26 protein-coding genes are annotated in these 23,794 nt (G+C 70.6%); 15 read left to right on the forward strand and 11 right to left on the reverse strand.

What is annotated here, in order from left to right:
• Window positions 1-18 precede the first annotated feature (18 nt).
• Genes EV193_RS10630 through EV193_RS10640 form a run of 3 tightly spaced genes read right to left on the reverse strand, consistent with a single transcriptional unit; the run spans window position 19 to window position 2,836 of the window.
• Entirely contained in the window at window positions 19-696 is a 678-nt protein-coding gene (locus EV193_RS10630) for a GNAT family N-acetyltransferase (RefSeq protein ID WP_130343882.1), read from the reverse strand.
• A 3-nt stretch (window positions 697-699) separates the two neighbouring features.
• Window positions 700-1,923 (reverse strand): molybdotransferase-like divisome protein Glp, encoded by a 1,224-nt coding sequence (gene glp / locus EV193_RS10635; protein ID WP_165401317.1) that lies wholly within the window; start codon window positions 1,921-1,923, stop codon window positions 700-702.
• Between the two features lie 22 nt (window positions 1,924-1,945).
• On the reverse strand, window positions 1,946-2,836 hold the full coding sequence (locus EV193_RS10640; RefSeq protein WP_130343884.1) for a UTP--glucose-1-phosphate uridylyltransferase: 891 nt from the start codon (window positions 2,834-2,836) through the stop codon (window positions 1,946-1,948).
• A gap of 24 nt (window positions 2,837-2,860) precedes the next feature.
• Here EV193_RS10640 and EV193_RS10645 point away from each other — a divergent pair, with 24 nt between their 5' ends.
• The 4 genes from EV193_RS10645 (at window position 2,861) to mscL (ending at window position 5,097) form a co-directional block, all read left to right on the forward strand.
• On the forward strand, window positions 2,861-3,475 hold the full coding sequence (locus EV193_RS10645) for a 5-formyltetrahydrofolate cyclo-ligase (RefSeq protein ID WP_130343885.1): 615 nt from the start codon (window positions 2,861-2,863) through the stop codon (window positions 3,473-3,475).
• Between the two features lie 84 nt (window positions 3,476-3,559).
• Entirely contained in the window at window positions 3,560-3,901 is a 342-nt protein-coding gene (locus EV193_RS10650; RefSeq protein ID WP_130343886.1) for an FmdB family zinc ribbon protein, read from the forward strand.
• A gap of 86 nt (window positions 3,902-3,987) precedes the next feature.
• Window positions 3,988-4,653: an SAF domain-containing protein gene (locus EV193_RS10655; RefSeq protein ID WP_130343887.1), complete on the forward strand. Its 666-nt coding sequence runs from the start codon at window positions 3,988-3,990 to the stop codon at window positions 4,651-4,653.
• A 54-nt stretch (window positions 4,654-4,707) separates the two neighbouring features.
• Window positions 4,708-5,097 (forward strand): large conductance mechanosensitive channel protein MscL, encoded by a 390-nt coding sequence (gene mscL / locus EV193_RS10660; protein WP_130343888.1) that lies wholly within the window; start codon window positions 4,708-4,710, stop codon window positions 5,095-5,097.
• 6 nt (window positions 5,098-5,103) lie between these two features.
• On the opposite strand, the gene EV193_RS10665 is transcribed toward mscL, so the two are convergent.
• Window positions 5,104-5,298, reverse strand: coding sequence for a hypothetical protein (locus EV193_RS10665; RefSeq protein WP_130343889.1), 195 nt, complete (start codon window positions 5,296-5,298; stop codon window positions 5,104-5,106).
• Window positions 5,299-5,442: 144 nt separating this feature from the next.
• Here EV193_RS10665 and EV193_RS10670 point away from each other — a divergent pair, with 144 nt between their 5' ends.
• Window positions 5,443-5,769 carry a hypothetical protein gene (locus EV193_RS10670; RefSeq protein WP_242613281.1) on the forward strand — a complete coding sequence of 109 codons (327 nt, stop codon included), beginning with the start codon at window positions 5,443-5,445 and terminating at the stop codon, window positions 5,767-5,769.
• A gap of 63 nt (window positions 5,770-5,832) precedes the next feature.
• On the opposite strand, the gene EV193_RS10675 is transcribed toward EV193_RS10670, so the two are convergent.
• From EV193_RS10675 to EV193_RS10690, 4 genes are all read right to left on the reverse strand, one after another.
• Window positions 5,833-6,333, reverse strand: a complete 501-nt coding sequence (locus EV193_RS10675) for a MogA/MoaB family molybdenum cofactor biosynthesis protein (RefSeq protein WP_130343890.1) — start codon at window positions 6,331-6,333, stop codon at window positions 5,833-5,835.
• 149 nt (window positions 6,334-6,482) lie between these two features.
• Window positions 6,483-7,532, reverse strand: coding sequence for a sensor histidine kinase (locus tag EV193_RS10680; protein ID WP_130343891.1), 1,050 nt, complete (start codon window positions 7,530-7,532; stop codon window positions 6,483-6,485).
• On the reverse strand, window positions 7,529-8,251 hold the full coding sequence (locus EV193_RS10685) for a response regulator transcription factor (protein ID WP_130344352.1): 723 nt from the start codon (window positions 8,249-8,251) through the stop codon (window positions 7,529-7,531). The genes EV193_RS10680 and EV193_RS10685 overlap by 4 nt, the downstream gene beginning before the upstream one ends.
• A gap of 225 nt (window positions 8,252-8,476) precedes the next feature.
• Window positions 8,477-9,541 carry a right-handed parallel beta-helix repeat-containing protein gene (locus EV193_RS10690; protein ID WP_130343892.1) on the reverse strand — a complete coding sequence of 355 codons (1,065 nt, stop codon included), beginning with the start codon at window positions 9,539-9,541 and terminating at the stop codon, window positions 8,477-8,479.
• 358 nt (window positions 9,542-9,899) lie between these two features.
• Here EV193_RS10690 and EV193_RS10695 point away from each other — a divergent pair, with 358 nt between their 5' ends.
• From EV193_RS10695 to EV193_RS10725, 7 genes are all read left to right on the forward strand, one after another.
• Window positions 9,900-11,519, forward strand: a complete 1,620-nt coding sequence (locus tag EV193_RS10695) for a hypothetical protein (protein ID WP_130343893.1) — start codon at window positions 9,900-9,902, stop codon at window positions 11,517-11,519.
• A 99-nt stretch (window positions 11,520-11,618) separates the two neighbouring features.
• Window positions 11,619-12,392 (forward strand): YveK family protein, encoded by a 774-nt coding sequence (locus tag EV193_RS10700; RefSeq protein WP_130343894.1) that lies wholly within the window; start codon window positions 11,619-11,621, stop codon window positions 12,390-12,392.
• Window positions 12,393-12,397: 5 nt separating this feature from the next.
• Window positions 12,398-13,732 (forward strand): O-antigen ligase family protein, encoded by a 1,335-nt coding sequence (locus EV193_RS10705; RefSeq protein ID WP_130343895.1) that lies wholly within the window; start codon window positions 12,398-12,400, stop codon window positions 13,730-13,732.
• The gene (locus tag EV193_RS10710) at window positions 13,729-15,165 is read left to right on the forward strand and encodes a lipopolysaccharide biosynthesis protein (protein ID WP_130343896.1); all 1,437 of its coding nucleotides are present in this window, start codon (window positions 13,729-13,731) and stop codon (window positions 15,163-15,165) included. Before EV193_RS10705 ends, EV193_RS10710 begins: the two co-directional genes overlap by 4 nt.
• Window positions 15,162-15,977 (forward strand): glycosyltransferase family 2 protein, encoded by an 816-nt coding sequence (locus EV193_RS10715; RefSeq protein WP_242613282.1) that lies wholly within the window; start codon window positions 15,162-15,164, stop codon window positions 15,975-15,977. The genes EV193_RS10710 and EV193_RS10715 overlap by 4 nt, the downstream gene beginning before the upstream one ends.
• Window positions 15,974-17,044 (forward strand): WD40/YVTN/BNR-like repeat-containing protein, encoded by a 1,071-nt coding sequence (locus EV193_RS10720; protein ID WP_130343897.1) that lies wholly within the window; start codon window positions 15,974-15,976, stop codon window positions 17,042-17,044. Before EV193_RS10715 ends, EV193_RS10720 begins: the two co-directional genes overlap by 4 nt.
• Before the next feature lie 2 nt (window positions 17,045-17,046).
• On the forward strand, window positions 17,047-17,541 hold the full coding sequence (locus tag EV193_RS10725; protein WP_130343898.1) for a hypothetical protein: 495 nt from the start codon (window positions 17,047-17,049) through the stop codon (window positions 17,539-17,541).
• A 4-nt stretch (window positions 17,542-17,545) separates the two neighbouring features.
• Here EV193_RS10725 and EV193_RS10730 read toward each other — a convergent pair whose 3' ends face one another.
• The 3 genes from EV193_RS10730 to EV193_RS10740 form a co-directional block, all read right to left on the reverse strand.
• Window positions 17,546-17,884, reverse strand: a complete 339-nt coding sequence (locus EV193_RS10730) for a VOC family protein (protein WP_130343899.1) — start codon at window positions 17,882-17,884, stop codon at window positions 17,546-17,548.
• 70 nt (window positions 17,885-17,954) lie between these two features.
• Window positions 17,955-18,803, reverse strand: coding sequence for an AraC family transcriptional regulator (locus tag EV193_RS10735; protein ID WP_130343900.1), 849 nt, complete (start codon window positions 18,801-18,803; stop codon window positions 17,955-17,957).
• A gap of 152 nt (window positions 18,804-18,955) precedes the next feature.
• The gene (locus EV193_RS10740) at window positions 18,956-20,545 is read right to left on the reverse strand and encodes a sulfatase family protein (protein ID WP_130343901.1); all 1,590 of its coding nucleotides are present in this window, start codon (window positions 20,543-20,545) and stop codon (window positions 18,956-18,958) included.
• Between the two features lie 149 nt (window positions 20,546-20,694).
• On the opposite strand from EV193_RS10740, the gene EV193_RS10745 reads away from it, so the two are divergent.
• From EV193_RS10745 to EV193_RS10755, 3 genes are all read left to right on the forward strand, one after another.
• On the forward strand, window positions 20,695-21,369 hold the full coding sequence (locus EV193_RS10745) for a response regulator transcription factor (protein WP_130343902.1): 675 nt from the start codon (window positions 20,695-20,697) through the stop codon (window positions 21,367-21,369).
• Window positions 21,366-22,676, forward strand: a complete 1,311-nt coding sequence (locus tag EV193_RS10750) for a sensor histidine kinase (protein ID WP_130343903.1) — start codon at window positions 21,366-21,368, stop codon at window positions 22,674-22,676. The genes EV193_RS10745 and EV193_RS10750 overlap by 4 nt, the downstream gene beginning before the upstream one ends.
• Window positions 22,677-22,757: 81 nt before the next feature.
• On the forward strand, window positions 22,758-23,783 hold the full coding sequence (locus EV193_RS10755; protein WP_130343904.1) for an isoaspartyl peptidase/L-asparaginase family protein: 1,026 nt from the start codon (window positions 22,758-22,760) through the stop codon (window positions 23,781-23,783).
• The last annotated feature ends 11 nt before the right edge of the window (window positions 23,784-23,794 follow it).

Consider the following 23,794-nt stretch of genomic DNA (forward strand, 5'->3'; position numbering starts at 1 on the left):
CCACTTTGGAGTGATCGACTAGGGGAGGCTCAGCCGGCCCTCGTGCCGCAGCCGCGATACGAGCCCCTCCGGCACGTCCTCGACGGTCAACGCGTAGCAGAGATGATCTCGCCAATCGCCCGCGACGTCCAGGTAGCGCAGGAACTTTCCCTCCTCGCGGAACCCGAGCTTGTCGAGCACCCTGATGCTCGCGCTGTTCTCCGGGCGCACGGTCGCCTCCAGACGGTGCAGCCCGGCCGAGGCGAAGCAGTGGTCGACCACGAGCGCGGCGGCCGCCGTGGCCACGCCGCCCGAGGTCACGTGCCGCCCCACCCAGTACCCGATCCACGCCGAGCAGAGCGCGCCGCGCACCACGTTGCCGACGGTGACCTGGCCGACGAGGCCGCCGTTCAACGTGATCACGAACGGCAGCGACTGTCCGCGCCGGGCCAGCGCGCGCAACGCCGACCACTGCGGCGGCCAGGCGAACGTGCTGTTCCGGTCACCCCACGCGCCGCCGACCGTCGGCTCCCATTCCTCCAGGTAGCGGCGGTCACGAAGGCGGATTCGGCTCCACGTCTTGGCATCGGACAGCTTCGCCTTGCGCAGCTCGATCGTTCCGGCGGACACGCAGACGGGGCCGAGACGGGCCGGCCAACCGGGGTGACGCCCAGCCGGACGCTGTGCCCAGCCGGCCGTGTATGCGGGTTCGCGCACCACTCACCCGCGCTGCGCGAGAAAGCTGACCTGCACCTGATCGCCGACCAGCACCTCGACGGTGTCCTCGTCCACCAGGATCAGGCAGTTCGCCTCGGCCAGCGAGGCGAGCAGGTGCGATCCGGACAGTCCGCGCGGCTGCACCAGGTACTCGCCGTTGGACTCGTCACGCAGCAGTTGACCGCGCAGGAAACCCTTACGCCCCTTGGTGGACGTGATCGGCGAGAGCAACTTCGCGGACACCAGGCGCCGGTGCGGGTTGCGCTTGCCCTGGGCGGATCTGATCAGTGGCCGGACGAGCACCTCGAACACCACGAGCGCGCTCATCGGGTTGCTCGGCAGCAGGAACGTCGGCACCGCGTCCGGGCCGAGCCGCCCGAATCCCTGCACCGACCCCGGGTGCATGGCGACCCTGCTGGTGTCGATGTCGCCGAGGTCGGACAGCGCGGAGCGCACCTCCTCGCCCATCGCGCCCGCCGCGCCGCCGGCGATCACCACGATCTCGGACAGCAGCAGGCGTCCCTCGACGACCTCGCGCAGCCGGCGCGTGTTGCCCGGCACCACGCCGACCCGGTTGACCTCGGCGCCGGCGTCGCGCGCAGCGGCGGACAACGCGTAGGAGTTGACGTCGTACACCTCGCCCTGGCCGGGCGTGCGGTCGATGTCCACCAGCTCGTCGCCGACCGAGATGATCGACACCCGGGGGCGCGGATACACCAGCACCTTCGCGCGCCCGACCGCGGCGAGCAGGCCGACCTGCGCGGATCCGATCGCCGAGCCCCGGCGGACCGCGACGTCACCGGTCTGCACGTCCTCGCCGGTGCGCCGCACGTAGGACGCGGACGGCACGGACTGCACGACGGTGACCCTGGCGTGGTGCCCGTCGGTGAACCCGAGCGGCACGACCGCGTCGGCCAGCGTCGGCAGTGGCGCGCCGGTCACCACCCGCACGGCCTGGCCGGGCTGGAGCCGGCGCGGCTGGCGCGACCCGGCCGCGATCTCCCCGACCACCGGCATGATCACCGGCTCCTCGCCGGCCGTGCGCACGTCGACGCTGCGCACCGCGTAGCCGTCCACCGCCGCCTGGTCGAAGCCGGGGAGCGCGCGCTCGGCGACGACCTCCTCGGCGCACAGCAGCCCCTGCGCCTCCGAGATGGCCACGCGCACCGGCGCGGGGCGCACCGCGGCCGCGAGGGCTCGCGCGAGCTGCTCGTCGACTGACCTCATGCGGCTGACCTCGTTCACGCCCTTACTCACCACCGACCCGATTGCGCAGCCAACTACGCAGATCGGGCCCATACTCCGGGTGGTCGAGCGCGAAGTCCACGGCGGCACGCAGGAAACCGCCAGGATTACCGAGGTCGTGACGTCCGCCGCGGTGCACGACGACGTGGACGGGGTGTCCCTCGGCGATCAGCAGGGCGATCGCGTCGGTCAGCTGCAGCTCGCCGCCGGCACCCGGCTCGATGCGCTTCAACGCGTCGAACACCGCGCGGTCGAGCAGGTACCGGCCGGCCGCCGCGAAGGTGGACGGCGCCTGATCGGCCGGCGGCTTCTCCACCATGCCGTTGACCCGCTTGACGTCGGGATCCTCGGTGTCGGCCACGTCGAACACGCCGTACGCGGAGATCTGCTCCTTCGGGATGTCGAACGCGCACAGCACGCTGCCGCCGCGCTGGGCCCGCACCTCGGACATCTTGATCAGCACGCCGGCCGGCAGCACCAGGTCGTCGGGCAGCAGCACGGCGACCGCGTCGTCCGAGCCGTTCAGGTTCGGCTCCGCGCACCCGACCGCGTGGCCGAGACCGAGTGCCTGCTCCTGCAGCGCGGTCTCCACCTCGATCAGGCCGGTGGCCCGCCGCACCTTGGCCAGCAACTCGGTCTTGCCGCGCTGTTCGAGCGTGGCCTCCAGTTCCGGGCGCGGCTGGAAGTACTCGGCGACCGACTCCTTGCCCGGCGAGGTCACGATCACCAGCCGCGACGCTCCGGCGTCCGCCGCCTCGGCCGCGACCATCTCGATCCCCGGCGTGTCCACGACCGGTAGCAGTTCCTTCGGTACCGCTTTGGTGGTCGGCAGGAATCGGGTGCCAAGACCCGCTGCTGGCACGATCGCGGTGCGGAAGGCGGAGGTCGGGCTCATGGCCTCGAAGCCTAACCTCATGCCATGCCGGACCCTGGGAGTGATCGCGCTACTAAAGAATGGTGGCGGATGCGGATCCTGACCGCCCGGCGCGCGCTGTCCGATGAGGATCGCGCGCGCGAGGCGGACGCCGTGGAGCGGGCGCTGCTCGAGTCGAACCTCGTGCGCACGGCGCGGACGGTGTGCGCCTACGTCCCGACGCGCACCGAGCCCGGCAGCCCGCGCCTACTGGAAACCCTTGCGGCACAGGGCATCCGAGTGCTGTTGCCGGTCGTCGTCGGCGCCGGCCCGTTGGACTGGGCGCCGTTCGCCGGCTCGGACGCGCTCCAGGTCGGCGCGGCGGGCATGCGCGAACCGACGACGGCCCGCCTCGGCCCGGATGCCGTCGCGACCGCCGATCTGGTGCTGGTGCCCGCGCTCGCCGTGGACTCCTCGGGCGTGCGGCTCGGGCGCGGCGCCGGCCACTACGACCAGACGCTGCCCAAGGTGCGCCCCGGCGTGCCGCTGGCGGCACTGTTGCGGGACAGCGAGTTCGTCGAGGCGCTCCCGGCCGAGCGGCACGACGTGCCGGTCACTGTGGTGGTCACCACGAAACCGGCGATCGTCCAGGTAGGACCACCCGCGACGCGGCCTCGCTGACCTGCGAGGTTTGCGCGCGGGGACGATTCTGCCGCATTATTTGGTTGGCACTCGTATCGAAAGAGTGCCAGCAAGGGAGCGACCGTGCCTACCTACCAGTACGCCTGCACCGTGTGCGATCACCGGTTCGAGGCGGTGCAGAAGTTCACCGACTCAGCGTTGACCGACTGCCCGGAGTGCGCCGGGCGGCTGCGCAAGCTGTACGGCTCGGTGGGTGTCGTGTTCAAGGGCAGCGGGTTCTACCGCACGGACTCCCGGTCCGGCAGCAGCGACTCGGCCTCCGCCTCCGACTCCTCGAGCAGCTCGGGTACGCCGAAGGCGGACTCCGGCTCCACGAAGAAGTCCGAGTCGAAGTCCGAGTCGAGCGGGTCGTCATCGTCGTCCACCTCCTCGACGTCAACAAATACGGCCGCGGCCGCTTCCTGACAAACTGGTTATCCACAGGCTCGAGTTATCCACAGATCGCGAACGACCGCGGTCGGTGACCTCGCAGCGCGCCTAGCGTCGATTCCATGCCGAACCGTTCGCTCGCGCCGTACCCGCTGGACCGACTCCGCCGTCTGCTGGCCGCCCGAGGTTGGCCACGCTCGCTGGCGATCCGCCGCGCGGTGGCCGCCGCACTCGCCCTGCTGGCCGTGATCCTCGCGCTGCTCCCCGGCACCGCGCGTGGTGAGTCCGGCCAGCCGATGCTGGTCGCGGCCGGCGATCTCCGTGCCGGCACCACGCTCACCGCCGGTCACCTGCGCACGGTCGACGCGCCCACCGGCCTGCGACCGGCCGCCGCACTGTCCACAGTGGACTCAGCGGTGGGCAGGGTGCTCGCGGGTGCCGCCGGTGCCGGTGAGCCGATCACCTCGGCGCGGCTCGTCGGGCAGGAGAGCACCCGGCTGCACGGCGCGGGTGCGGACACCGCCGCCGTGCCGGTCCGGCTCGCCGATCCGGCGGTGGCCGACCTGCTCCGCCCCGGCTCACGGGTCGACGTGGTGGCCGGCGACCGCGCGGACAAGCCGGGCACGGTGCTCGCCCGCGAGGCGGTGGTCGTGACCGTCCACAGTGGACCAGATCGCGTTTCACCAGGTGAGAAGGGTCGTCTCGTCCTTCTGGCGCTGCCTCGGGACACCGCGACGCAGGTCGCCTCGGTCTCCTTGGGACGCTCGGTGACCGTTACGCTCCGGTAGCCATCGACCGGTCGAGGCGGTGCGCGGCCGCCTCACTCGACGAGAAGAGTTGCAGTGCTCAAGGGCTTCAAGGACTTCATCATGAAGGGCGACGTGGTCAAGCTGGCCGTCGCCGTGATCATCGCGACCGCCTTCACCGACATCGTGAAGGCGATCGGCACCTACCTCATCAACCCCCTGATCGCCGCGATCGGTGGCGCGAACGTGAACGGCCTCGCCGTGAAGCTGGTGCGGGACAACGACAAATCCGTCCTCGACTTCGGCGCCATCCTGACCGCGGCGATCAACTTCGTCATCATCGCGGCAGTCGTGTACTTCCTAATCGTCCTGCCCTACGAGCACTTCCAGAATCGCCGCAAGCGCGGAGACGAGGACCAGCCCGAGCCGACCTCGGAGGAGTTGCTGACCGAGATCCGCGACCTGCTCCGCCAGGGCGCGCGCTGAGCCGAACTACCCGCCGTGGTGCGGCGGCCGGTTGTGGCGGTACCAGGCTTCGGTGTCCTGGTTCGGCCCGTCGGCCCCGCGCTCGTCGGCGGTCGTGTCCGGCAGCACGTCGCCGAACACCTCGTCGAGCCGGCGGCGTCGGCGTGCCTCGGCCACCGGCTCCACACGGCCAGCGTCGGCTCGCTCTGAATCGTCGGTCACGGGTCCAGTGTGACGCACCCAGCGACGATCACGCAGCGTGACCGCATAGCAAGCGCGGGCAGTGGGACCATGGGATCGTGGGGCTTGAGTGGGCGCGACATCGTCGAGCCGCGAAGGCCCCGACGAGGAGGAGGCGGAGTACGAATGAGCTTCGTTGACAAGGCCAAGGACGCTGCGTCCCAGGCCAAGGACAAAGCCAGCGAGGTTGCCGGCAACCTCGCTGAGAAGGCCGGGCCACTGGCCGAGAAGGCAGCACCGTACGCGGAGAAGGGCAAGCACCTCGCCGCGAAGGGAGTCGACGCGACGGCCTCCGGACTGAACAAGGTCACCGGCGGGCGGTTCCAGGACAAGATCGAGAACGTGAGCCACAAGGTCGAAGGCGCACTGGAGAAGGACACCAAGCCGAAGGACCAGGACCCGAGCGACGACAAGAAGACCGACGACAAGGGCGGGGACGAGCCGACGCGGTAAGGCGGACGACCCGGCAGACGAAGAGCCCGCGGTACCCGACCGCGGGCTCTCACATGTCCAGGGTCAGGCGCCGTCCAGGCCGGACAGCTCGTCGATGACGTGCGGCACCAGGGCCGACAGGGTGGCCATCCCGTCCCGCACGGCCGACCGCGATCCGGCGAGGTTGACCACCAGCGTGCTGCCGGACACCCCGACCAGGCCGCGCGAGATCCCCGCGTCCATCGCACCGGCCGCGAGCCCGGAGGACCGCAGCGCCTCCGCGATGCCCGGAATCGGCATGTCGAGCACACCGGACGTGGCGTCGGGCGTCACGTCCCGCGGCGACACACCGGTGCCGCCGACGGTCACCACGAGGTCGACGCCGCCGATCACCGCGGTGTTCAACGCGTTGCGGATGTCGACAGTCTCTCCCGCGACGGCCACCGTGCCGTCCACGATGAACCCCGCCTCTTCGAGAAGCTCGGTGACCAGCGGACCCGCGCTGTCATCCCGCTCCCGATGGGCGACCCGATCGTCCACGATCACCACGAGGGCCCGTCCGAGCCGCTGCGCACTGCGTTCCATACCCGCAACCGTAGTCGGGACTCAGACGGTGTCTGACAACGAGGGCAAGGCCGCCGCTGGTTCGGCTTCGCCGAAAGGCCTCTGGTCGGTTTGTTTGGGCGGTCGCCCTCGCTTTGTGACCGACCTCAGCGCGGTTCTCAGACGCTCACTCAGACCGCCGCCAGCGGCAGCCGTACCTCGAACCGGCACCCCGGCCCGTGGTTCGCCGCCGCGATCTTGCCGCGGTGCGCCTCCACCAAGCCCTTGGCGATCGCCAACCCCAGCCCGCCGCCCGCCGGCTGATCACCCTGGTTCGGCGAGCGCGCGGCGCTGCCCCGGTAGGCGACGTCGAAGACGCGGTCGATCTCGCCGGGCGGGATCCCGCCGCAGGCGTCGTCCACGGCGATCACCGCGTCGGCGCCGTCCACGCCGACGGCCACCGCGACCGTGCCGTCCGGCGGGGTGTGCCTGATCGCGTTGGACACCAGGTTGCGCACCACCCGCGCCAGCTCCGGATCACTGCCCAGCACCACCGGCCACGCCTGCGCCTGAGCCGTCAGGTGCACCCGCTTCCGTTGTGCCACAGGCGTTTGCGAGGCGAGCGCGTCGCTCACCACGTCCTGCAGCGGCACCGCGGACATGGTCAGCCGCAGCGCGCCGGCGGTGATCCGGGACAGCTCGAACAGGTCGTCCACCATGCCGGACAGCCGGCGCGTCTGGCCGCCGATCTGGTGCGCGTAGGAGGCCACCTCGCGCGGCTGGGACACCACCCCGTCCGCCAGTGCCTCGGCCATCGCGCGAATGCCGGCCAGCGGAGTGCGCAGGTCGTGGCTGATCCAGGCGACCAGCTCGCGCCGGGACGCCTCGGCCGCGCGCTCCCGCTCGCGTGCCTCCCGCTCCCAGACACTGCGCCGGGCGATCAACCGTCCGAACAGGACGGCCATCGGCACGGTGATCAACACCACGATCAGGCACACGGCGAGCATCGTGGTGAGCGCCGAGCTGAACATGAACTGGAAGACGCCGAGCATCACGATCACGACCGTGACCACCGGGATGAGCACCAGCACGGTGAGCGTCGTGGCCAGCGATCCCTTGCGCAGCACGTAGAGCACCAGCGCGCCGAGCAACGCGATCGGGATCGCGATGCCCAGCGCCACCGGCAGGATGTGGAGCAGGTGCTCCAGCATCTTGTCGAACGGCTCGGTCGGGGGAATCATGATCGCGCCATCGGGTCGTACCGGTATCCGACGCCCCACACGGTTGCGATCCTGGTCGGCTTGGCCGGCATCTTCTCGATCTTCTCCCGCAGCCGTCGCACGTGGACGGTGACGGTGGACTGGTCGCCGAAGTCCCAACCCCAGACCCGCTCGAGCAGTTGCTCACGGGTGAACGCCTCGCCGGGGTGGATGAGCAGGAAGTGCAACAGGTCGAACTCGCGCGTGGTCAGCGACAGCTCGGCGCCGGCAAGCTCGGCCCGCCGCGCCGCGGTGTCCAGCGTGAGGTCGCCGTCGGTCAGCTTCGGGGTGACCGGCGGCGGCGGCGTGGCCCGCGCGCGGCGCAGCACCGAGCTGACCCGCAGCGCCAACTCCTTGGGAGAGAACGGCTTGGTCACGTAGTCGTCGGCGCCGAGTTGCAGGCCGGCGATGCGGTTCTCCTCCTCGCCGAGCGCGGTCAGCATCACCACCGGCACAGCGCTTCGCCGGCGCAGCCTGCGGCACACCTCGAGGCCGTCGATGCCGGGCAGCATCAGGTCCAGCACCACCAGCTCCGGCTCGTGCTCGGCGAACGAGGCGAGCGCCTGCTCGCCGTCGCTGGCCAGCTCGACCGAGTATCCGGCCGCCTCGAGATAGCGCCGGACCACGTCGCGCACGGTCAGGTCGTCGTCGACGACCAGCACCCTGCCCGCCGAGACACCTTCCGGGACACCTTCGGCCATGTCGCCCACCAGTCCGTCGACACACTCGTACAGCGCGACGGTAGCCAAGCGGACGCACCTCGGCACGGACAGGCGGCAGACGTAAGACCACCGCCATATTTGACGGTGGTCTCACGCGCCTCACCCAGCCGCACGCAGCCCACCAACCCCGGCAGGTGACCACCCACGCAACGTCACCACAGGCCTTTCGGCGAAGCCGAACCAGCGGCGGCCTTGCCCGAGATATCAAGGCTGCCGGACCGGCTGGCCCTCGTTGTCCAGGTTGTTGGCCCACTGCTTGAGCGAGGCACCGCCGTCCTTGGTGACCTCACCCCATCCGCCGGTGGTCGGCCCGAAGCGGTTGTCGGCCACGACCGCACCGCTCATCGGAGCGCCGAGTCGCAGGATATAACCGCCTCCGGCGAGAAAGTTTCCGACAACCTGCAGGTTCGCCGACGGATTTCCGCCACTCGGCATGAAGAACAACGCGGCATTCTGGTGCGTGCCGTCGTAGGCGACGCCGTCCGGACCCTCGATGTCGATCCGGTTGTATTTGATCACCAGATTCGCGCCACCGTAGTTCTGGATCCCGTCATTGTGCGTGTTGTTCGGGTAGCTGCCGAACCGGGCGAGGTCGTGAATGTGGTTCTGCTCGAACGTGCTGTTTCCGCGTCCGTTCTGTACTCCATCCGGAGTACCGGAAATGTCACAGCGAATCACGGTCATCGTGGAGTCGCCGTGAATGGCGCCGTTGCCCCACTTGTTGTTCGGGCCGCCGTCACCGGCCTTCCACCGAACGGTCGTGTCCCGGATGTCCAGGTGCCCGCTGTTGCCGAGCACGGCGGCCCAACTGTTGCGGTTCCCCTCGACGATCGAGCCACGGATGGCCAGCGTGCCGGTGCCGTTGTACTCGACCCCGCCCTTGACGAACACCTTGTCCAGCACCACGTCCTTGCCGGAGACGCGCAGGACGCCGGCGCTCCAGGTGGTGCCGGCCGGCGCGTTGCCCGGCCCGTCGACCACCTTGAGTGTGGCCGGATCGCCTCGGAAGCCGACCTGACCAGGAGCGGGCACGACACCCGAGGGCAGCGCGCCGGGGGCGGGGGCGGAGGTCGGCCTGGTCGTCGACGGCTTGCTCGACGAGGTGGAACTCGGCTTGGTCGTGGTGACCGGCGGCTTGCCGGTCGACACGGTCGTCGGGGCGACCGTGGTGGTCGGCGCGATCGTTCGGGTCGGCTCCGGCGATGGTGCGCCCACGGCCGGTTGGCAGGCCGCCGCGAGTACCGCCGCCGTGCCGGCCACCACCATCACGGCGAACCTTTTAGCCGGCTTTCTCTCATTCCGCGCGATGGAGCGCGAACATAATTCCGCGGACATTTCTGGTCGAGCGGACATGAATCCCTTCCCACATCGGCGATAAAGATCGCCCCCCGTGCGGGCATCTACACCCACACGACCGGCGAGCGGCACGTCAACCACCCACCGACGAGAGACCCAAGCACAAAAATTTCTAGATCACAATACGGTCACAAGGAGTGCTCTTCTTCGATTACAAAGAGTGTGTCGCTTCTGTGACACCGAATACAGCAACCCAGCGTAACGATCTCGTCCGAATCCCGATCCACAGCCCGAACAACATGCCATCCACCTCGGGGTTCGGGAGGCGGAAATGCCCACCACGGCCCACCCGGCGCACCGGGGAAAGACGGCCACGGACGGTCCGACCGGACCGCCGTGGTGGCTCTCCGCGACATTTCTCGCCGTGGTGCTCGCGGCCGTCCGCGTGGCCATGGTCGCCGTACTGCCCTACGACCGGGCCGTGGGGCTGTTCGACGACGACGCGTTCTACTACTTCGGCATCGCGCGGCACATCGCGGACGGGGACGGGTCGACGTTCAACGGGCTGGACCCGACCAACGGCTATCACCCGCTCTGGCTGGCCGTACTCACGCCGGTGTTCGCGGTGGCCGACGGACGGGCCGCGCTGGTGTGCGTGACCGTGGTGTCCGCCGTGCTGTTCCTGGCCTCGGCGCGGCTGCTGGACCGGATCGGCCGGCTGACCGGCAGGCCGGTACTGGCCACCGCGTGCGCCGCGCCGCTGTTGTTGCTCGGCGCGGCCGGCCCCACGTTCTGGTTCTCCGGCATGGAGACCGGCCTGCTGCTGACCGCGACACTGGCAGTGGCCTGGCTGTTCGCGCGCACGGACGGGTTGCGCGACACCGGCCCGCGGCAGGCGGTGCTGCTCGGCGTGCTGGTGACACTGACGGTGCTGGCCCGGCTGGACGCGGTGTTCCCGATGGCCGTACTCGGCGTGCTGGCCACGGTGACCTGGATGCGGCAGCGGTGCCGGCGGCTGATCGCGTGGGCGGCGGCCGTCCCGGCCGTCGTGATCGGCACCTACCTCGCCGTCGAGACCAGCGTGTTCGGCACGGCGTTCCCGGTGTCCGGGCAGGCCAAGGCGCTCGGCGCCAGCGGTGTGAACGTGGAGGTGCTGGGCCAGTTCGCCACCGACCCCGTCGTGTTCGGCGTGCCGACGCTCGCCGGCCTGATCGCGATCGCCGTGATGCTGGCGGCCCGGCTCGGCGCACAGGGGCGGCCGGACCCGGCGGCCACCTTCGGCGCGGTGGTGCTCGCCGGCGGTGCGCTGACCGTCGGCTACTACGCGTTGACCTCGAGCTGGCAGTTGTGGCCGTGGTACTTCTCGGCGGCTCCACTGGCGATCGCGCTGTCCGGGCCGGCGGCGCTGCACCGGCTGCCAGAGAGTGTCGGCCGGGACCGGGTGCTCGCCGCGGTGGCGTGCGTCGCCGCGCTGGCGGTCGTGGCGGTCACCGCGGTGCGCACCGCGTCGGGCCCGATCGCCCGGTCGGCCTTCGTGGCCGACGGGCCAGCGGTCGCCGCCGAACTGGAAACCGTCGCGCGCGGTGAGTCCGCGGACGTCGCGGTCGCGATGGGCGATCGCGCCGGCAGCGTCGGCTATCACCTTCACCGGCCGCTGGTCCAACTCGAGGGGCTGGTCAATTCGCGGGAGTACCTGGACGCGCTGCTGGCCGGCACGGTCCCCGCGTTCCTCGCCGAACGCCGGGTCGGGTTGTACGTGCGCGGCGACACCGAACCGGGGCGGGCCGCGCCCGATTTCGGACCGGAGTGCCGCCGGTTCTTCGAACCCGCGCACGGCACCGGTCCCAAGGTGCCGATCGTGGTCTGCGACCCGGACCTGGTGCTGCGACACCCGCTGCTCGACGGCACCGAATACCGCGCGTGGCGATACCGCGTGGAGCTCAACCGGTGAGTTTCACGGGGAGTAACAGGATCGGGAATACAGGCGATTGGCAATCGTGTAGTGCGCGAGCCTGCCGGCTCAGCCGTCGACCGCGTGCGAGGGGCGCCGATGGACTTCTGGAAGACGGTTCTGGTTCTGCTTCGCCGGTGGTACATCGCGGTTCCGGTGTTCCTGGTGACGATCGGTGTCGCCGTCGGCGTGTACGCGGCCGTGCCGATGCGCTACGAGTCGACCGGAACGGTGGTGCTGACCTCACCGGCCAACGGCGCGAACAGCGAGGCAGTGCGACTACGTGGAGTGACCAACCCGCTGTTGTCGTTCGACGTGAGCCTCGGCGTGTCCGCGTCGATCGTGATTCAGAGCCTGAGTACCCCGGAGGTCCGCAAGCAGCTCGGCGCGGGCGGCTCGGACACCGCCTACGAGATCACCGGCGGCGAGATCGGCGGGCCGTTCATCATCGTCACCGCGGAGAGCACCTCGGAGCCCGGATCGAAAGCTCTGGTGGAACGGGTTCTCGCGCGCGTCAACAAGGAGCTGTCCGACCGGCAGACCGCGCTGCAGGCGCCGAGGGGCACCTTCATCGGCGTCGAGCAGGTCGTCATGCCGACCTTGCCGGAGGCGCAGCGCGGCGGGAAACTCCGCGCCGGCGGCGTGGCGCTGGCGCTCGGCCTGATCGCCACGCTCGGTGCCGCGTTCGCGTTGGAGAGCATCCAGCAGGCGCGCGCCCGCCGGACGACCGGGGACCGGAAATCCAAGCGGCGCAAGGAGAACGAGCCCACCGGCGAACCCGAGTGGCCGGTGGAGGACGACGTCGCGTACCTCGAGTCGCGCAACGGCGAGGCGCACCCCGCGGTCACCGGCAAGACCGGCAGACCGGGCTGACGGCCATGAACACGGCAACGGCGAGAGCGACCCCGGGCACTCGCCGGACCAAGGTGCGGGCCGACGGCGCCACCATCGCCTGCCTGTTCGTGCTCGCGCTGACGATCATCCCGGCGCGGCTGATCTTCAAGGGCCTGCCGCTGGCGATGTCCCCCGCGATGGCGATCGGCCTCGCGATGGGCCTGCTCTGGTTCTGCGCCCAACTGGTCACCACGCTCGGGGTGGCCAAGGGCCGAAACGCCGTGCGCACGGCGCTGTTCCTGTTCGCCGCCTCGCAACTCGCGACATATGGGTACGCCACGTTCACCTATCTTCCGCCGGACGAGTTGGCCGCGGCCGACCGCACGCTGATCACGCTGGCCGCGTTCGTCCTGGTCGGGATCGCGGTGTGCGACGGCGTGCGCGGCCTGGCCAGGATCGACCGGCTGCTGAAGATCATGGTGGTCGGCGCGACGTTCATGGCCGCCGTCGGAGTCCTCCAGTTCGCCGCGGCCATCGACCTGACCCAGTACCTGATGCCGCCGGGGCTGCGCACGGCCGGCGAGATCTCGTTCGTGCTGGAGCGGTCCAGCTTCCGCCGCCCGGCCGGCACCGCAGAGCATCCGATCGAGTTCGGCGTGGTGTGCGCGATGGCGGCACCCTTGGCGCTGCACTACCTCTTCCGGGCGCGCTCGATCGGGGCACCGCAGCTGCGATGGTGGTTCTGTCTCGCCATTCTCGCGGTCGCGGCGATGCAGTCGCTGTCCCGATCGGCCGTGCTCGGACTGGCCGTGGCCGGTCTGGTGCTGATCCCGTTCATGCCGCGCGGCCGGCGGTGGCGCGCGGTCGTGCTGGCCGGGTTGTTCGTGCTGGCGATGCGGATCATGGTGCCGGGCCTGGTCGGCACGCTGTACAGCCTGTTCACCAACATCAGCGTGGACACCAGCACGGAGAGCCGGACGCGGGCGATCGAGCGGGCCGGGGCCGAGATCGCCGAACACTTCGTACTCGGCCGGGGCTTCGGCACCTACGTCCCGGAGAAGTACGGCTACGTCGACAACCAGTACCTGGGAACGTTGGTACAGAACGGAATCGTGGGGCTGGCCGCGCTGCTGCTGGTGCTGCTCGCCGGGCTGTACGCCGCCGTGCGGGCGCGCTTGCTCAGCCGCGACCCGGTCGTGCGGGACCTGGGAATCACCCTCACCGCGTGCGTCTGCGTCCCGGCGGTCAGCGCGGCGACGTTCGACCTGCTGGCGTTCTCCGTCGCCACCGGCTACATGTTCCTGCTGATCGGCTGTGCCGGCGCGCTGTTGCGGGCAGCGCGAGAAGATCAGCGTGAGGATCAGGGGGTGCCACCGTGAGCGCCCCCGCGATCGGGCGCAAGGTCGGCCGCGGCGCGCTGTGGAGCCTGCTGAACAACGTGGTGCTGCGGCTCGGCGTGCTGGTGTCCGGAATCGTGCTGGCCCGGCTGCTCTCCCCGGCCGACTACGGCGTGTTCGCCGTCGCGCTGGTCGCGATGACGCTGCTGCAGGCGTTCAACGAACTCGGCGTGAGCCTCGCGCTGGTGCGCTGGGAGCGCGACGTGCGCACGTTCGCGGGCACGGCGATGACGATCGCGATCGCCACCAGCACGGTACTGTACGCTGCCGTATGGTTCGGCGCGCCGGCGTTCTGCGAGGCGATGGGCAGCCCGGCCGCGGTCGAGGTCATGCGGGTGCTCTGCCTCGCTGTGCTCTTCGACGGCATCGCGGTGGTCCCGGCCGCGATCCTGAACCGGGAGTTCTTGCAGGGCAGGCGTTTCCTGGCCGACGTCCTGTCGTTCGCGACCAGCACCAGCGTGACGATCACGCTGGCCGCGACCGGCTCCGGCCCGATGAGCTTCGCGATCGGGACGATTTGCGGCAACATCGCGTCGGTCACCTGCTACCTGCTGCTGTGTCCGGTCAAGGTGCGCCCCGCGTGGAATCGCGACATCGCCCGCGAGTTGATCCACTTCGGACTCCCACTGGCCGGCGCCAGCCTGCTCACCCTCTCGGTGTCCAATGTGGACAAACTGGGGATCGGGGCGCTGACCGACGAGGTCACGCTGGGGCTGTATCTGATGGCGTTCAACCAGTCCAGCCTGCCGCTGATGGTGTTCTCCGAGGCGGCGCGGCGGGTGTCGCTGGCCGGGTTCTCCCGGCTGCTCGACGACCGTGAGCGGTTGGAGAACTCGCTGGCGCGCGGGGTGGCGCTGCTGATGGCGGCGACCGTGCCGGTGTGCGTGCTGCTCGCCTGCTACGCCGAGCCGATGCTCGCGGTGGTCTACGGCGAGAAGTGGACGCCGGCCGCGGTGGCGTTGCAAGTACTCGCCGCGCTCGGGTTGCTGCGGGTGATCCTGTTCGTCGGCTACGACCTGCTCGTGGCACTGGACGGCAACCGGATTCTCCTTGCCCTGCAAGCGTTGTGGCTGGTCTGCACGGTGCCGGCATTGATCGCGGGCACCCTTCTTGACGGCATACGTGGCGCATCTATTGGACAGCTTGCGATTTCCGGCTGCATCGTGCTGCCCGCGTTCGCGATTGTGCTGCGCCGCCGCGGCGTGCGGCTCGGCGCGACCGTCCGCGCGTGCGTCCGCCCGGCGGTGGGCGGCCTGTTGATCATCGCGTCCGCGATCGGAGTGCGGGAATTCGTGGACGGCTCGTTCGCCCAACTCGCGATCGGCGGACTGGTCGCGCTCGCCGTCTACGCCCCGGTGGTGCTGCCCATGCGCGCCCTGCTCCCCGGCCGGTCCCAGGCGGAGGTGACACCGTGAGCCGCACAGCCCTGTCCGCCGCGGTGCGCCAGCGGCTGCGCGACACGTTCGGGCTGTGGCCGATGCACGAGGCGGCGACCAAGGCGCGGCTGGGGCACCGGGTGCCGGCCTTGCGGCGGTTCGAGGACGCCGAGGTGCACACTCACACGCCGGCCGCCGCCCGACTGGGCGACGCGCTGGTGGCCACCGTGATGCCGACCTACCGCCGGCCGGAGTCACTGGTTCGCGCGGTGGAGTCCGCGCTCGCCCAGACGGTGACCGACCAGGTGGTGATCGTGGTGGACGACGGCGGCGGGCTGCCCACGCTGCCCGAGGATCCGCGGCTGCTCGGCGTGAGCCTGTCCCGCAACTCCGCGGTGCTCGGGCTGGTGCGCAATGTCGGCATCCGGCTGACCCGCTCGCGGTACCTCGCCTTCCTCGACGACGACAACACCTGGCGGCCCGATCATCTGGAGCACGCGCTGGCCGGCATGGCGGCGGGGCCGAGCCTGGTCTACACCGCCGTGCGGCGCCGGCACGCCGACGGCCGCGTGCTGGACGTCCTGTCCGAGAACTTCCACTCCAAGACGTTCCGCGACGGGAACACTTATGTGGACGCGAACTCGATCGTGCTGCGCCGCGGGCCGCACGTGCTGTTCAGCCGGATCCCGAGAATCAAGAGCACCCTGCCCAAGGAGGACTGGGAGTTCGTGCACCGGATGTCGCGGCGCCACCTGGTGCGGCACGTGCCCGAACCGACCGTCGAGTACCTGGTCAACTCCGACAGCTACTACACCGCGTGGACGGATTCCGCTAGCGTCACCGACTCATGAGGATCGTTCGCGCGTTAGCGCTGGCCGTACTGGCCACCGGACTGCTCGCCGTCCCGGCCGCGGCGGAGAACCCGCCCGCCGCCGCGGGAGCCGTCCCCCTGACCTGGGAGCTGAAACCCACCGGAAGCGAGGCGCGGTTCCGCGGCCTCTCGGCGGTCAGCCGAAAGGTCGCCTGGGCCAGCGGCAGCCTCGGCACGGTGCTGCGCACCACCGACGGCGGCGCCACCTGGAACTCGGTCGGCCCGCCGGACACCGCGACACTGCAGTTCCGCGACATTGAGGCGTTCGACGAGAACACCGCGGTGATCCTCAGCATCGGCCCCGGCGCGGAGTCCCGCGTCTACCGGACCACCGACGGCGGCGCGACCTGGTCGCCGGGCTTCGTCAACGACGACCCGAACGCGTTCTACGACTGCATGTCGTTCTTCGACCGCCGCAACGGCATCGCGATGAGCGACCCGGTCGGCGGCAAGTTCCGCATTCTGTCCACTTCGGACGGTGGGGCGAGCTGGAAGGTGTTGCCCGACAACGGAATGCCGCCAGCACTGCCCGCCGAGGCCGGGTTCGCGGCGAGCGGCCAGTGCGTCACCACACACGGGCGCTCGGACGCCTGGTTCGCCACCGGCGGCGGCGCTGCGGCGCGCGTGTTCCACTCCGGCGACCGTGGTCTCACCTGGACGGTGACCGACACGCCGCTGCGCAGCAAAGCGAGTGCCGGTGTGTTCGCCCTCGCGTTCCGGGACTCCCGGCACGGCATCGCGATCGGCGGCGACTTCGAGGCCCCCACCGGCGGCGACGCGCTCGCGCTGACCGGTACCGGTGGCCGCACGTGGAAGGTCCCGCCGCAGACGCCGGCCGGCTACCGGTCCGGCGTTACGTATCACCCGTTCTTGCCGAACGTGGTGATCGCGGTCGGTCCGACCGGCAGCGAGGTGAGCATCAGCGGCGGGCGCACCTGGCACGCGTTCGACCAGGGCAGCTTCGACACCGTGGACTGCACGCGCGACGGATCCTGTTGGGCGGCGGGCGAGAAGGGGCGCGTGGCGCGGCTGCGGCTCGGCGGCTGACGGTGTACACCCTAGCCGCCTTCCTCACCCGCACACCGGAGACGCTGCGACAGCTCGGCGGCGAGCTGCCCGTCGTGCGGCTGCCGCAGGAGTGCCTGATGGTGCCGTTCGTACGCGCCGTCCGCGACCTCGTCCAGGATCGCGCGGAGGCGCACCCCGACCTCGACGATCTGACCGCCGGGTGGGCGGCGCTCGCCGAGCGGGCGTCGGCGGCCGGCGCGATCGCGTTCTGCCAGGCGGACTTCTTCGGCGGGACCGGCGGACAGTCCTCGATCGTCTGGCGGGACGGTGCCGTGGTGCTCGGCCCGGTGCACACGTTCCTCGGCGACGGCGACAACCCGCCGGCGTCGGCCTGGCCGATCAACGCCGCGCTGGCCGAGCTGGGCGTGGTGGCCGGCGGGTTGGACGCGTTCGACACCGTCCGGCTCGGCGGCCGGCGCCGCACCGAGCGCTGGTTGGAACACGCGGAACCGTCGCGCCCCAACGGTTCCGCGTGACCGGTTAGACCGGCTGACGCAGGCCGAACCGAGCACCCTGGTCGTCGGCGCACTCGGCGAACCTGCCGAAGTCCGGCTCCTCGGGGCTGATCCGGCCGACCGTTCCGCCGAGTTCAGCGACCGTGCGCGCGGCGGCTTCGATGTCCTCGACGGTGAAGTAGAGCATCACGCCGGGGTTCGGGTCGTCGCCGTGCAACCCCCCGCGCACGCCGCCGGTCTCGATCCAGCCCGCGTCGCCCTCGCCCATCGGATGGTGCGTCCAGCCGAAAAGCTTGCCGTAGAAGGCTTTCGCGCGTCCGGCGTCGGCGACGCCGATCTCGAAGTGGCTCGGCTGTCCTGGCATGTCGATCTCCTTTCAGGTGATCTCATGCCGGACGGTACGAGCACGCGGGGCGAGCCGTCTTGTACGAATGTCAGCCGATGCCGGCGCCGACCAGACCGTCCAGCCGCGAGCGCAGCCAGGCGCCGGGGGCGCACCCGGCGAAGGCGCGGAACTCGCGGGTGAAGTGCGCCTGGTCGTAGTAGCCGGAGGCCAGCGCGGTGTCCGCGAGCGGCCGGCCGGTGCTCATGGCGGTCACGGCGTGGTGGAAACGCACGAGCCCGGCAGCACCCTTCGGGGTCAGGCCGGTCTGGGCGCGAAACCGTTCGGCGAGCCGGCCGCGACTCCACCCGGTCTCGGTGACCAGTTCGCCGATCGGCACGGCGCCCGCGGTGCCGTCGATCCGGGCCAGCGCGTGGGCCACCTCCGCGTCGGGCTCCGGCCCGCCGGCCACCGCGGCGGCGAACACGTCGTCCAGGATGTCGAACCGTCGTGTCCAGCCGTCGGCGTCGGCGAGGCGTTCGGTCAGCTCGTCGCCGGCGCGGCCCCACAGCGCGTCCAGCGGCGCGATCCGCCCGGCCAACTCGCGAACCGGGCCGAACAGCCGGTACACGCCGAGCAGCGAGAGCCGGATCTCCACACAGTGCTGCCAGCCGTCGTGCCAGGTCAGCGCCGGACCGCGGGCCGGGCTGCCGAGAAACGCGGCGACCCGCGACGTGCCCTCGTCCACCGCTCCGGTGGCGATCAGCGGGCCGGCGAACTCGATCACCAGCACGGCGTCCGGCGCCGGGATCTCGCGCCGGGCGACCGCCCCGGTGGAGAACTCGTCGTACTCGCCGTAGCTGCGCACGACGTGTCGAAGATCGGCGCGCGGCTCACCCATCGCGGCCGACCACCGCGACGTGGGCGAGCCGCCGCGCCGCAGATCGACGAGCCTGGTCATGCACCCATTGTGCGCCGCCCGGGTGTCACTCGTTCGGCGAAGCGCCTTGATCGAGGTTGTCCCGCCCCGGCTCCACGCTCACCCTGGCGTACTTAAGCCCGCGAAAGTACGCCAGGGTGTGTCACGCAGCGTGGTGGTTAACCGGCTGGGGTTCAGCCGATATGGGAGGCGGTCCAGCAGTCGGGCGCGTCGGGCTGGCCACAGTTGGCCAGCGTGCGCAGTGGTCCGGCGAGTTGGCCCGCGCGCGGGTCGTTCGGCTTGTTGGTCTCCTGGTTCGGGTCGGTCGACATGTCGTAGTACTCCCGCTCCTTCTGCGCGTTCGCGTACTCGACGTACAGCTCGTGCGGCAGTCGAACGGCCTGGTAGGTCGGCGGGTTGGAGTTGCCGCCGGCACGCTGGGCGTCCGGATCGACCTCACCCGGCGCGTTCGGATTCGGCGTGACGTGCTCGATCAGCGCGGCGTTGCGCCAGTTCGGCGGCGTCTGCCCGTTGATCATGGGGAGCAGGCTGCGCCCGTCCCGCGAGTCGCGCAGCTCCGGCCGCACGCCGGCGATGTCCAGGAACGTGGCGAACAGGTCCACGTTCTGCACGATCTCGCCGCGCACGCTCGTGCCGCCCTGCGCCGACTGCGGTCGCTTGACCAGCATCGGCACCCGCACGTCGTGGTCGTAGGCGGTGGTCTTGCCGCGCATCAACCGGTGCTGGCCGAGGTGGAACCCGTTGTCCGAGGTGAACACGAAGTAGGTGTTGTTCTTCTCCGCCTCGTTCAGCGAGGACAGCACCCTGGCCACCGCGTCGTCGATCGACTGGACCATGCGAATCCGGTTCCGGAAATCGTTGCGCAGCGCCTGTATCAGCTTCTCGTCGCCGGCCAGCGGCTCCCTGCGCACCCAGCTCGGCTTGTCGCTGGTGTCCTCGTCGAACGCGGGCAGCTTCGTCAAATCCTGAGCACGGCAGTCCGGCCCGCCGCAGTCGCCGTGCGGAAACTCGCCGCCGGGCCAGCGATCCTTGGGCCGGTCGCGAATCGCCGGCGGGAACAACGGCTCCTTGTCGTCCGGGTTCTTCACGCCGGAATGCGGCGAGAACGCGGCGACCTGGAGGAAGAACGGCCGGTCCGGCGCGTGCTGACGGGAACGCTCGATGAAGTTCACCGCGCGGTCACCGAGCAGATCGGTGAAGTACTTCCCGCCACCGTCGCCGATCTCCCTCTTGTTCTCCTCGCGAATGTACTGGGACACCTGGTATTGGAACTCGTTGTACGCGCCGCCGCTTCCGGCGTGCCATTCGTCCCAACCCTGGGGCACGTGATAATCGGCCGGCAGTGTGTACTCGTTGATGTATTTGCCCAGGTACCCGGTGCGGTACCGGGCGTCGTGCAGCGCGGCCGCGTAGGTGCGTCCCTCGTGCTTCTTGAACGCTTCGTAGCCGCCGTTGTCGGTGCCCTTGTTGGTGAGCACGCCGGTGTTGTGCGGGTGCTCGCCGGTGAACATCGAGGCGCGGGACGGGCAGCACAGGGAATTCGACACGAAGTAGTTGTCGAACCGCGCGCCGCCGTCCGCGAGGCTTTTCACGGTGTCCATGTACTGGAGCAGATCGGCCGACATGTCGTCGACCAGGAAGTACACGATGTTCGGTTTCTTCTCCGCCGGCGCCGGCTGTTGTGCCGCGGACGCCGCGGTGCACGCGCTCAGCGTGGCCACGGCCACCAGCACGCCGGCAAGCATTCGGATCCTATTTCGCATTTCCACACCCCTGTACGACGTTCGCCTGTCGTGAATTCGACTTCCGACGGTAGTGATCCGTGCCGCCGGCCGCCCTGAAGAACCGCTGAAGAATCACATGGTGGGACCGAATCGCGCCGCTATCCGGGTGTGTGCCAGATAATGGCCCGATGACCGAGGCGCGGGTACTGGTCGTTGAGGACGCGGAGGCGATCCGGCTGGCCGTGTCGTCCGCGCTGCGCCAGGAGGGCTACGAGGTCGCGCACGAGCCGGACGGCGAGCGGCTGGAGCAGCGGCTGGCCGAGTTCGGCCCGCACGCGGTGGTGCTGGACGTGATGCTGCCCGGCCGGAACGGGTTCGACCTGCTCGAGGTGATCCGCGCACACTCGGACGCCGGTGTGGTGATGCTGACCGCGCGGGACGGTGTGCGGGACCGGCTGCGCGGCCTGCGCGGCGGCGCGGACGACTACGTGATCAAGCCGTTCGACCTGGCCGAGCTGGTCGCCAGGGTGGGCGCGGTGCTGCGGCGGATGCACCGAACACCGCACACGATCCAGGTCGCCGATCTCGTGATCGACTGCGACGCCGGCTCGGTGCGCCGGGGCGAGGTCGAGCTGGACCTGACCGCGACCGAGCTGCGGCTGCTGTCACACCTGGCCACACACCGCGGCCGCGCGCTGTCCAAGACGCAGATCCTCACCAGCGTGTGGGGCTACGAGGATTACGACACGAACCTGGTGGAGGTGCACGTCAGCGCGCTGCGCCGCAAGCTCGAGGCGCACGGCCCGCGCCTGCTGCACACCGTCCGCGGCATCGGGTACGTGCTCCGGGAGAACACGCGGTGACCACGCCCCTTCGCACCCATTCGCTGCGCACGCGGCTCACCCTCGCCACGATCGTGGTAGCCGGTCTGGCCCTGCTCGGCGTCGTGGTGGTGGTCGACGCGGTGTACGGCCTGCAGGCGCGCAAACAGCTGTCCGAGCGGCTGACCGACCGGGCGAACTTCGCCGTGCAGCTGGACGGCCGCAACCAGGCGGCGGCGCAGATCGTGCGCCGGACCAGCGGCACCGGCATTCAGGTGAAGGTGGTGACCGCGGACGGTCGCAGGTTCGGCGTCGACGACCCGATCGAGACCGGCGAGGTGATGACCACCGACCGGCGGCTGCCCAAGAGCGGCGCGACGATCTCGCTGTACGCCGACACCACGACCATCGACGAGTCGCGCACGCTGCTGCGGCAGGTGCTCGGGCTGGTCGGTGGCGGCGCGCTGGCCCTGACCGCCGGCGGGCTGCTGCTGACCGTGCGCCGGTCGCTGCGACCACTGGACGCCATGACGAACCTGGCGTACTCGATCGCGCACGGCCGGCGCGGGCAGCGGCTGCGGCCGGAGCGCACGGACACCGAGCTGGGCCGGACCGCGTCCGCGCTGGACACGATGATCGACTCGCTGGAGGGCGCGGAGCGGCAGGCGCGCGACTCCGAGCAGCGGTCGCGGCAGTTCCTCGCCGACATCGCGCACGAGCTGCGCACGCCGATCGCCGGGGTGCAGGCCGCCGCACAGGCCGCGATCCAGGCGCCGGCCTCGCGGCAGGAGCAGGACCGGATGCACCTGCTGCTGGTGCGGGAGGCGAAGCGGGCCGGCCGGCTGGTCGAGGACCTGCTCGCGCTGGCCAAGATCGACGCCGGACTGGACCTGCACCGCGAGCCGGTCGACCTGCTGGCGCTGGCCGACGCCGAGGCCGATCGCGCGCGCCTGCTGTCCCCGGACCTGGTGATCGAGGTGACCGGAGAGCACCTTCACGCGGTGGCCGACGCCGAACGGCTGACCCAGGTGGTGGCGAACGTGCTGGACAACGCGCGCCGGCACACACCGGACGGCGGGCGCGTCTCGATCACCGTCCGCCGAGCACCTGGACAGGCGTTCGTGGAGGTCGCCGACACCGGCCCGGGTGTGCCGCCGTCGGCCCGCGAGGCGATCTTCGGCCGGCTCGTGCGGCACGACACCGGGCGGGACCGGAAGTCTGGCGGCTCGGGACTGGGCCTGGCCATCGCGCGCGGGATCGCCCGGGCGCACGGCGGCGACCTGGTGTGCGTCGAGCCGCCGCCCGGCGCGCACGGCGCGGTGTTCCGGCTGGTGCTGCCCGCACGCTGAGGACCGTTCGGAGGTTGTGCGCCACGCGCGGCGGGGACACGATTGCCGGCGGTGAGTCACCCATCCTCGGAGGTGGATCGCATGCGTGGACGTCATCCCTGGCTCGCGGCGGCGCTGGTCGTCGCGCTGGCACTGCTGGTCTCGGCATCGAACTGGGCGACTGCGGAGCGCACGCAGCCGCGATCCCCTGTGCCACAAGGAGATCGGGTCGTCCTGGCGATCCACGGCGGCGCCGGGACGGCGGTGCCGCCCGAGTTGGAGCAGGCCTACCGGCAGGCGTTGCGCGCCTCGCTGGAGGCCGGCTACCGCGTGATCAAGTCCGGCGGCAGTGGGCTGGACGCGACCGCCGCCGCGGTGCGCGTCATGGAGGACAGCGACCTGTTCAACGCGGGCAAGGGCGCGGTGATGAACACCGACACGGAGCACGAGCTGGACGCGTCGATCATGAGCGGGCGTGACCTGCGCGGCGCCGGCGTGACCGGGCTCAAGCACATCAGGAACCCGATCGACCTGGCCCGGCTGGTGATGGACAGGACCCCGCACGTGCTGATGGCCGGCGACGGCGCGGAGATGTTCGCCCGGCAGCAGGGTGTCACGACCGTGCCGCAGGACTACTTCTTCACCGAGCGCGCGTTCCGGAACCTGTTGCTGGCCAAGGAAAAGGACCCGGACCGGCAGAAGCTGCAGTTCGGCCCGATGGGCACGGTGGGCGCCGTCGCGCGGGACCGGGCCGGCGACCTGGCGGCGGCCACCTCGACCGGTGGGCTGACCAACAAGCTGGTCGGCCGGGTGGGTGACTCGCCCATCCTCGGCGCCGGCACCTACGCGAAGAACCGGACGGTGGCGGTCTCCGGGACGGGCAAGGGCGAGAGCTACATCCGCACCGCCGCCGCGCACGAGATCTCGGTGTTGATCGAGCACGCGCGGATGTCGGTGCGGAAGGCCGCGGAGACGGTGGTGCACGAGGAGGTGCCGGCGACCGGCGGGACCGGCGGCGTGATCGCGCTCGCGCCGGACGGCACACTCGCGGCGCCCTACTCGACCGACTCGATGATCTTCGCCTACGTGACCGAGGACGGCCGGTTCGTCATCCGTCCCAACGGCTGATCTGGACCGCG

This window comes from Herbihabitans rhizosphaerae (assembly GCF_004216555.1).
Classification (GTDB): Bacteria; Actinomycetota; Actinomycetes; order Mycobacteriales; family Pseudonocardiaceae; genus Herbihabitans; species Herbihabitans rhizosphaerae.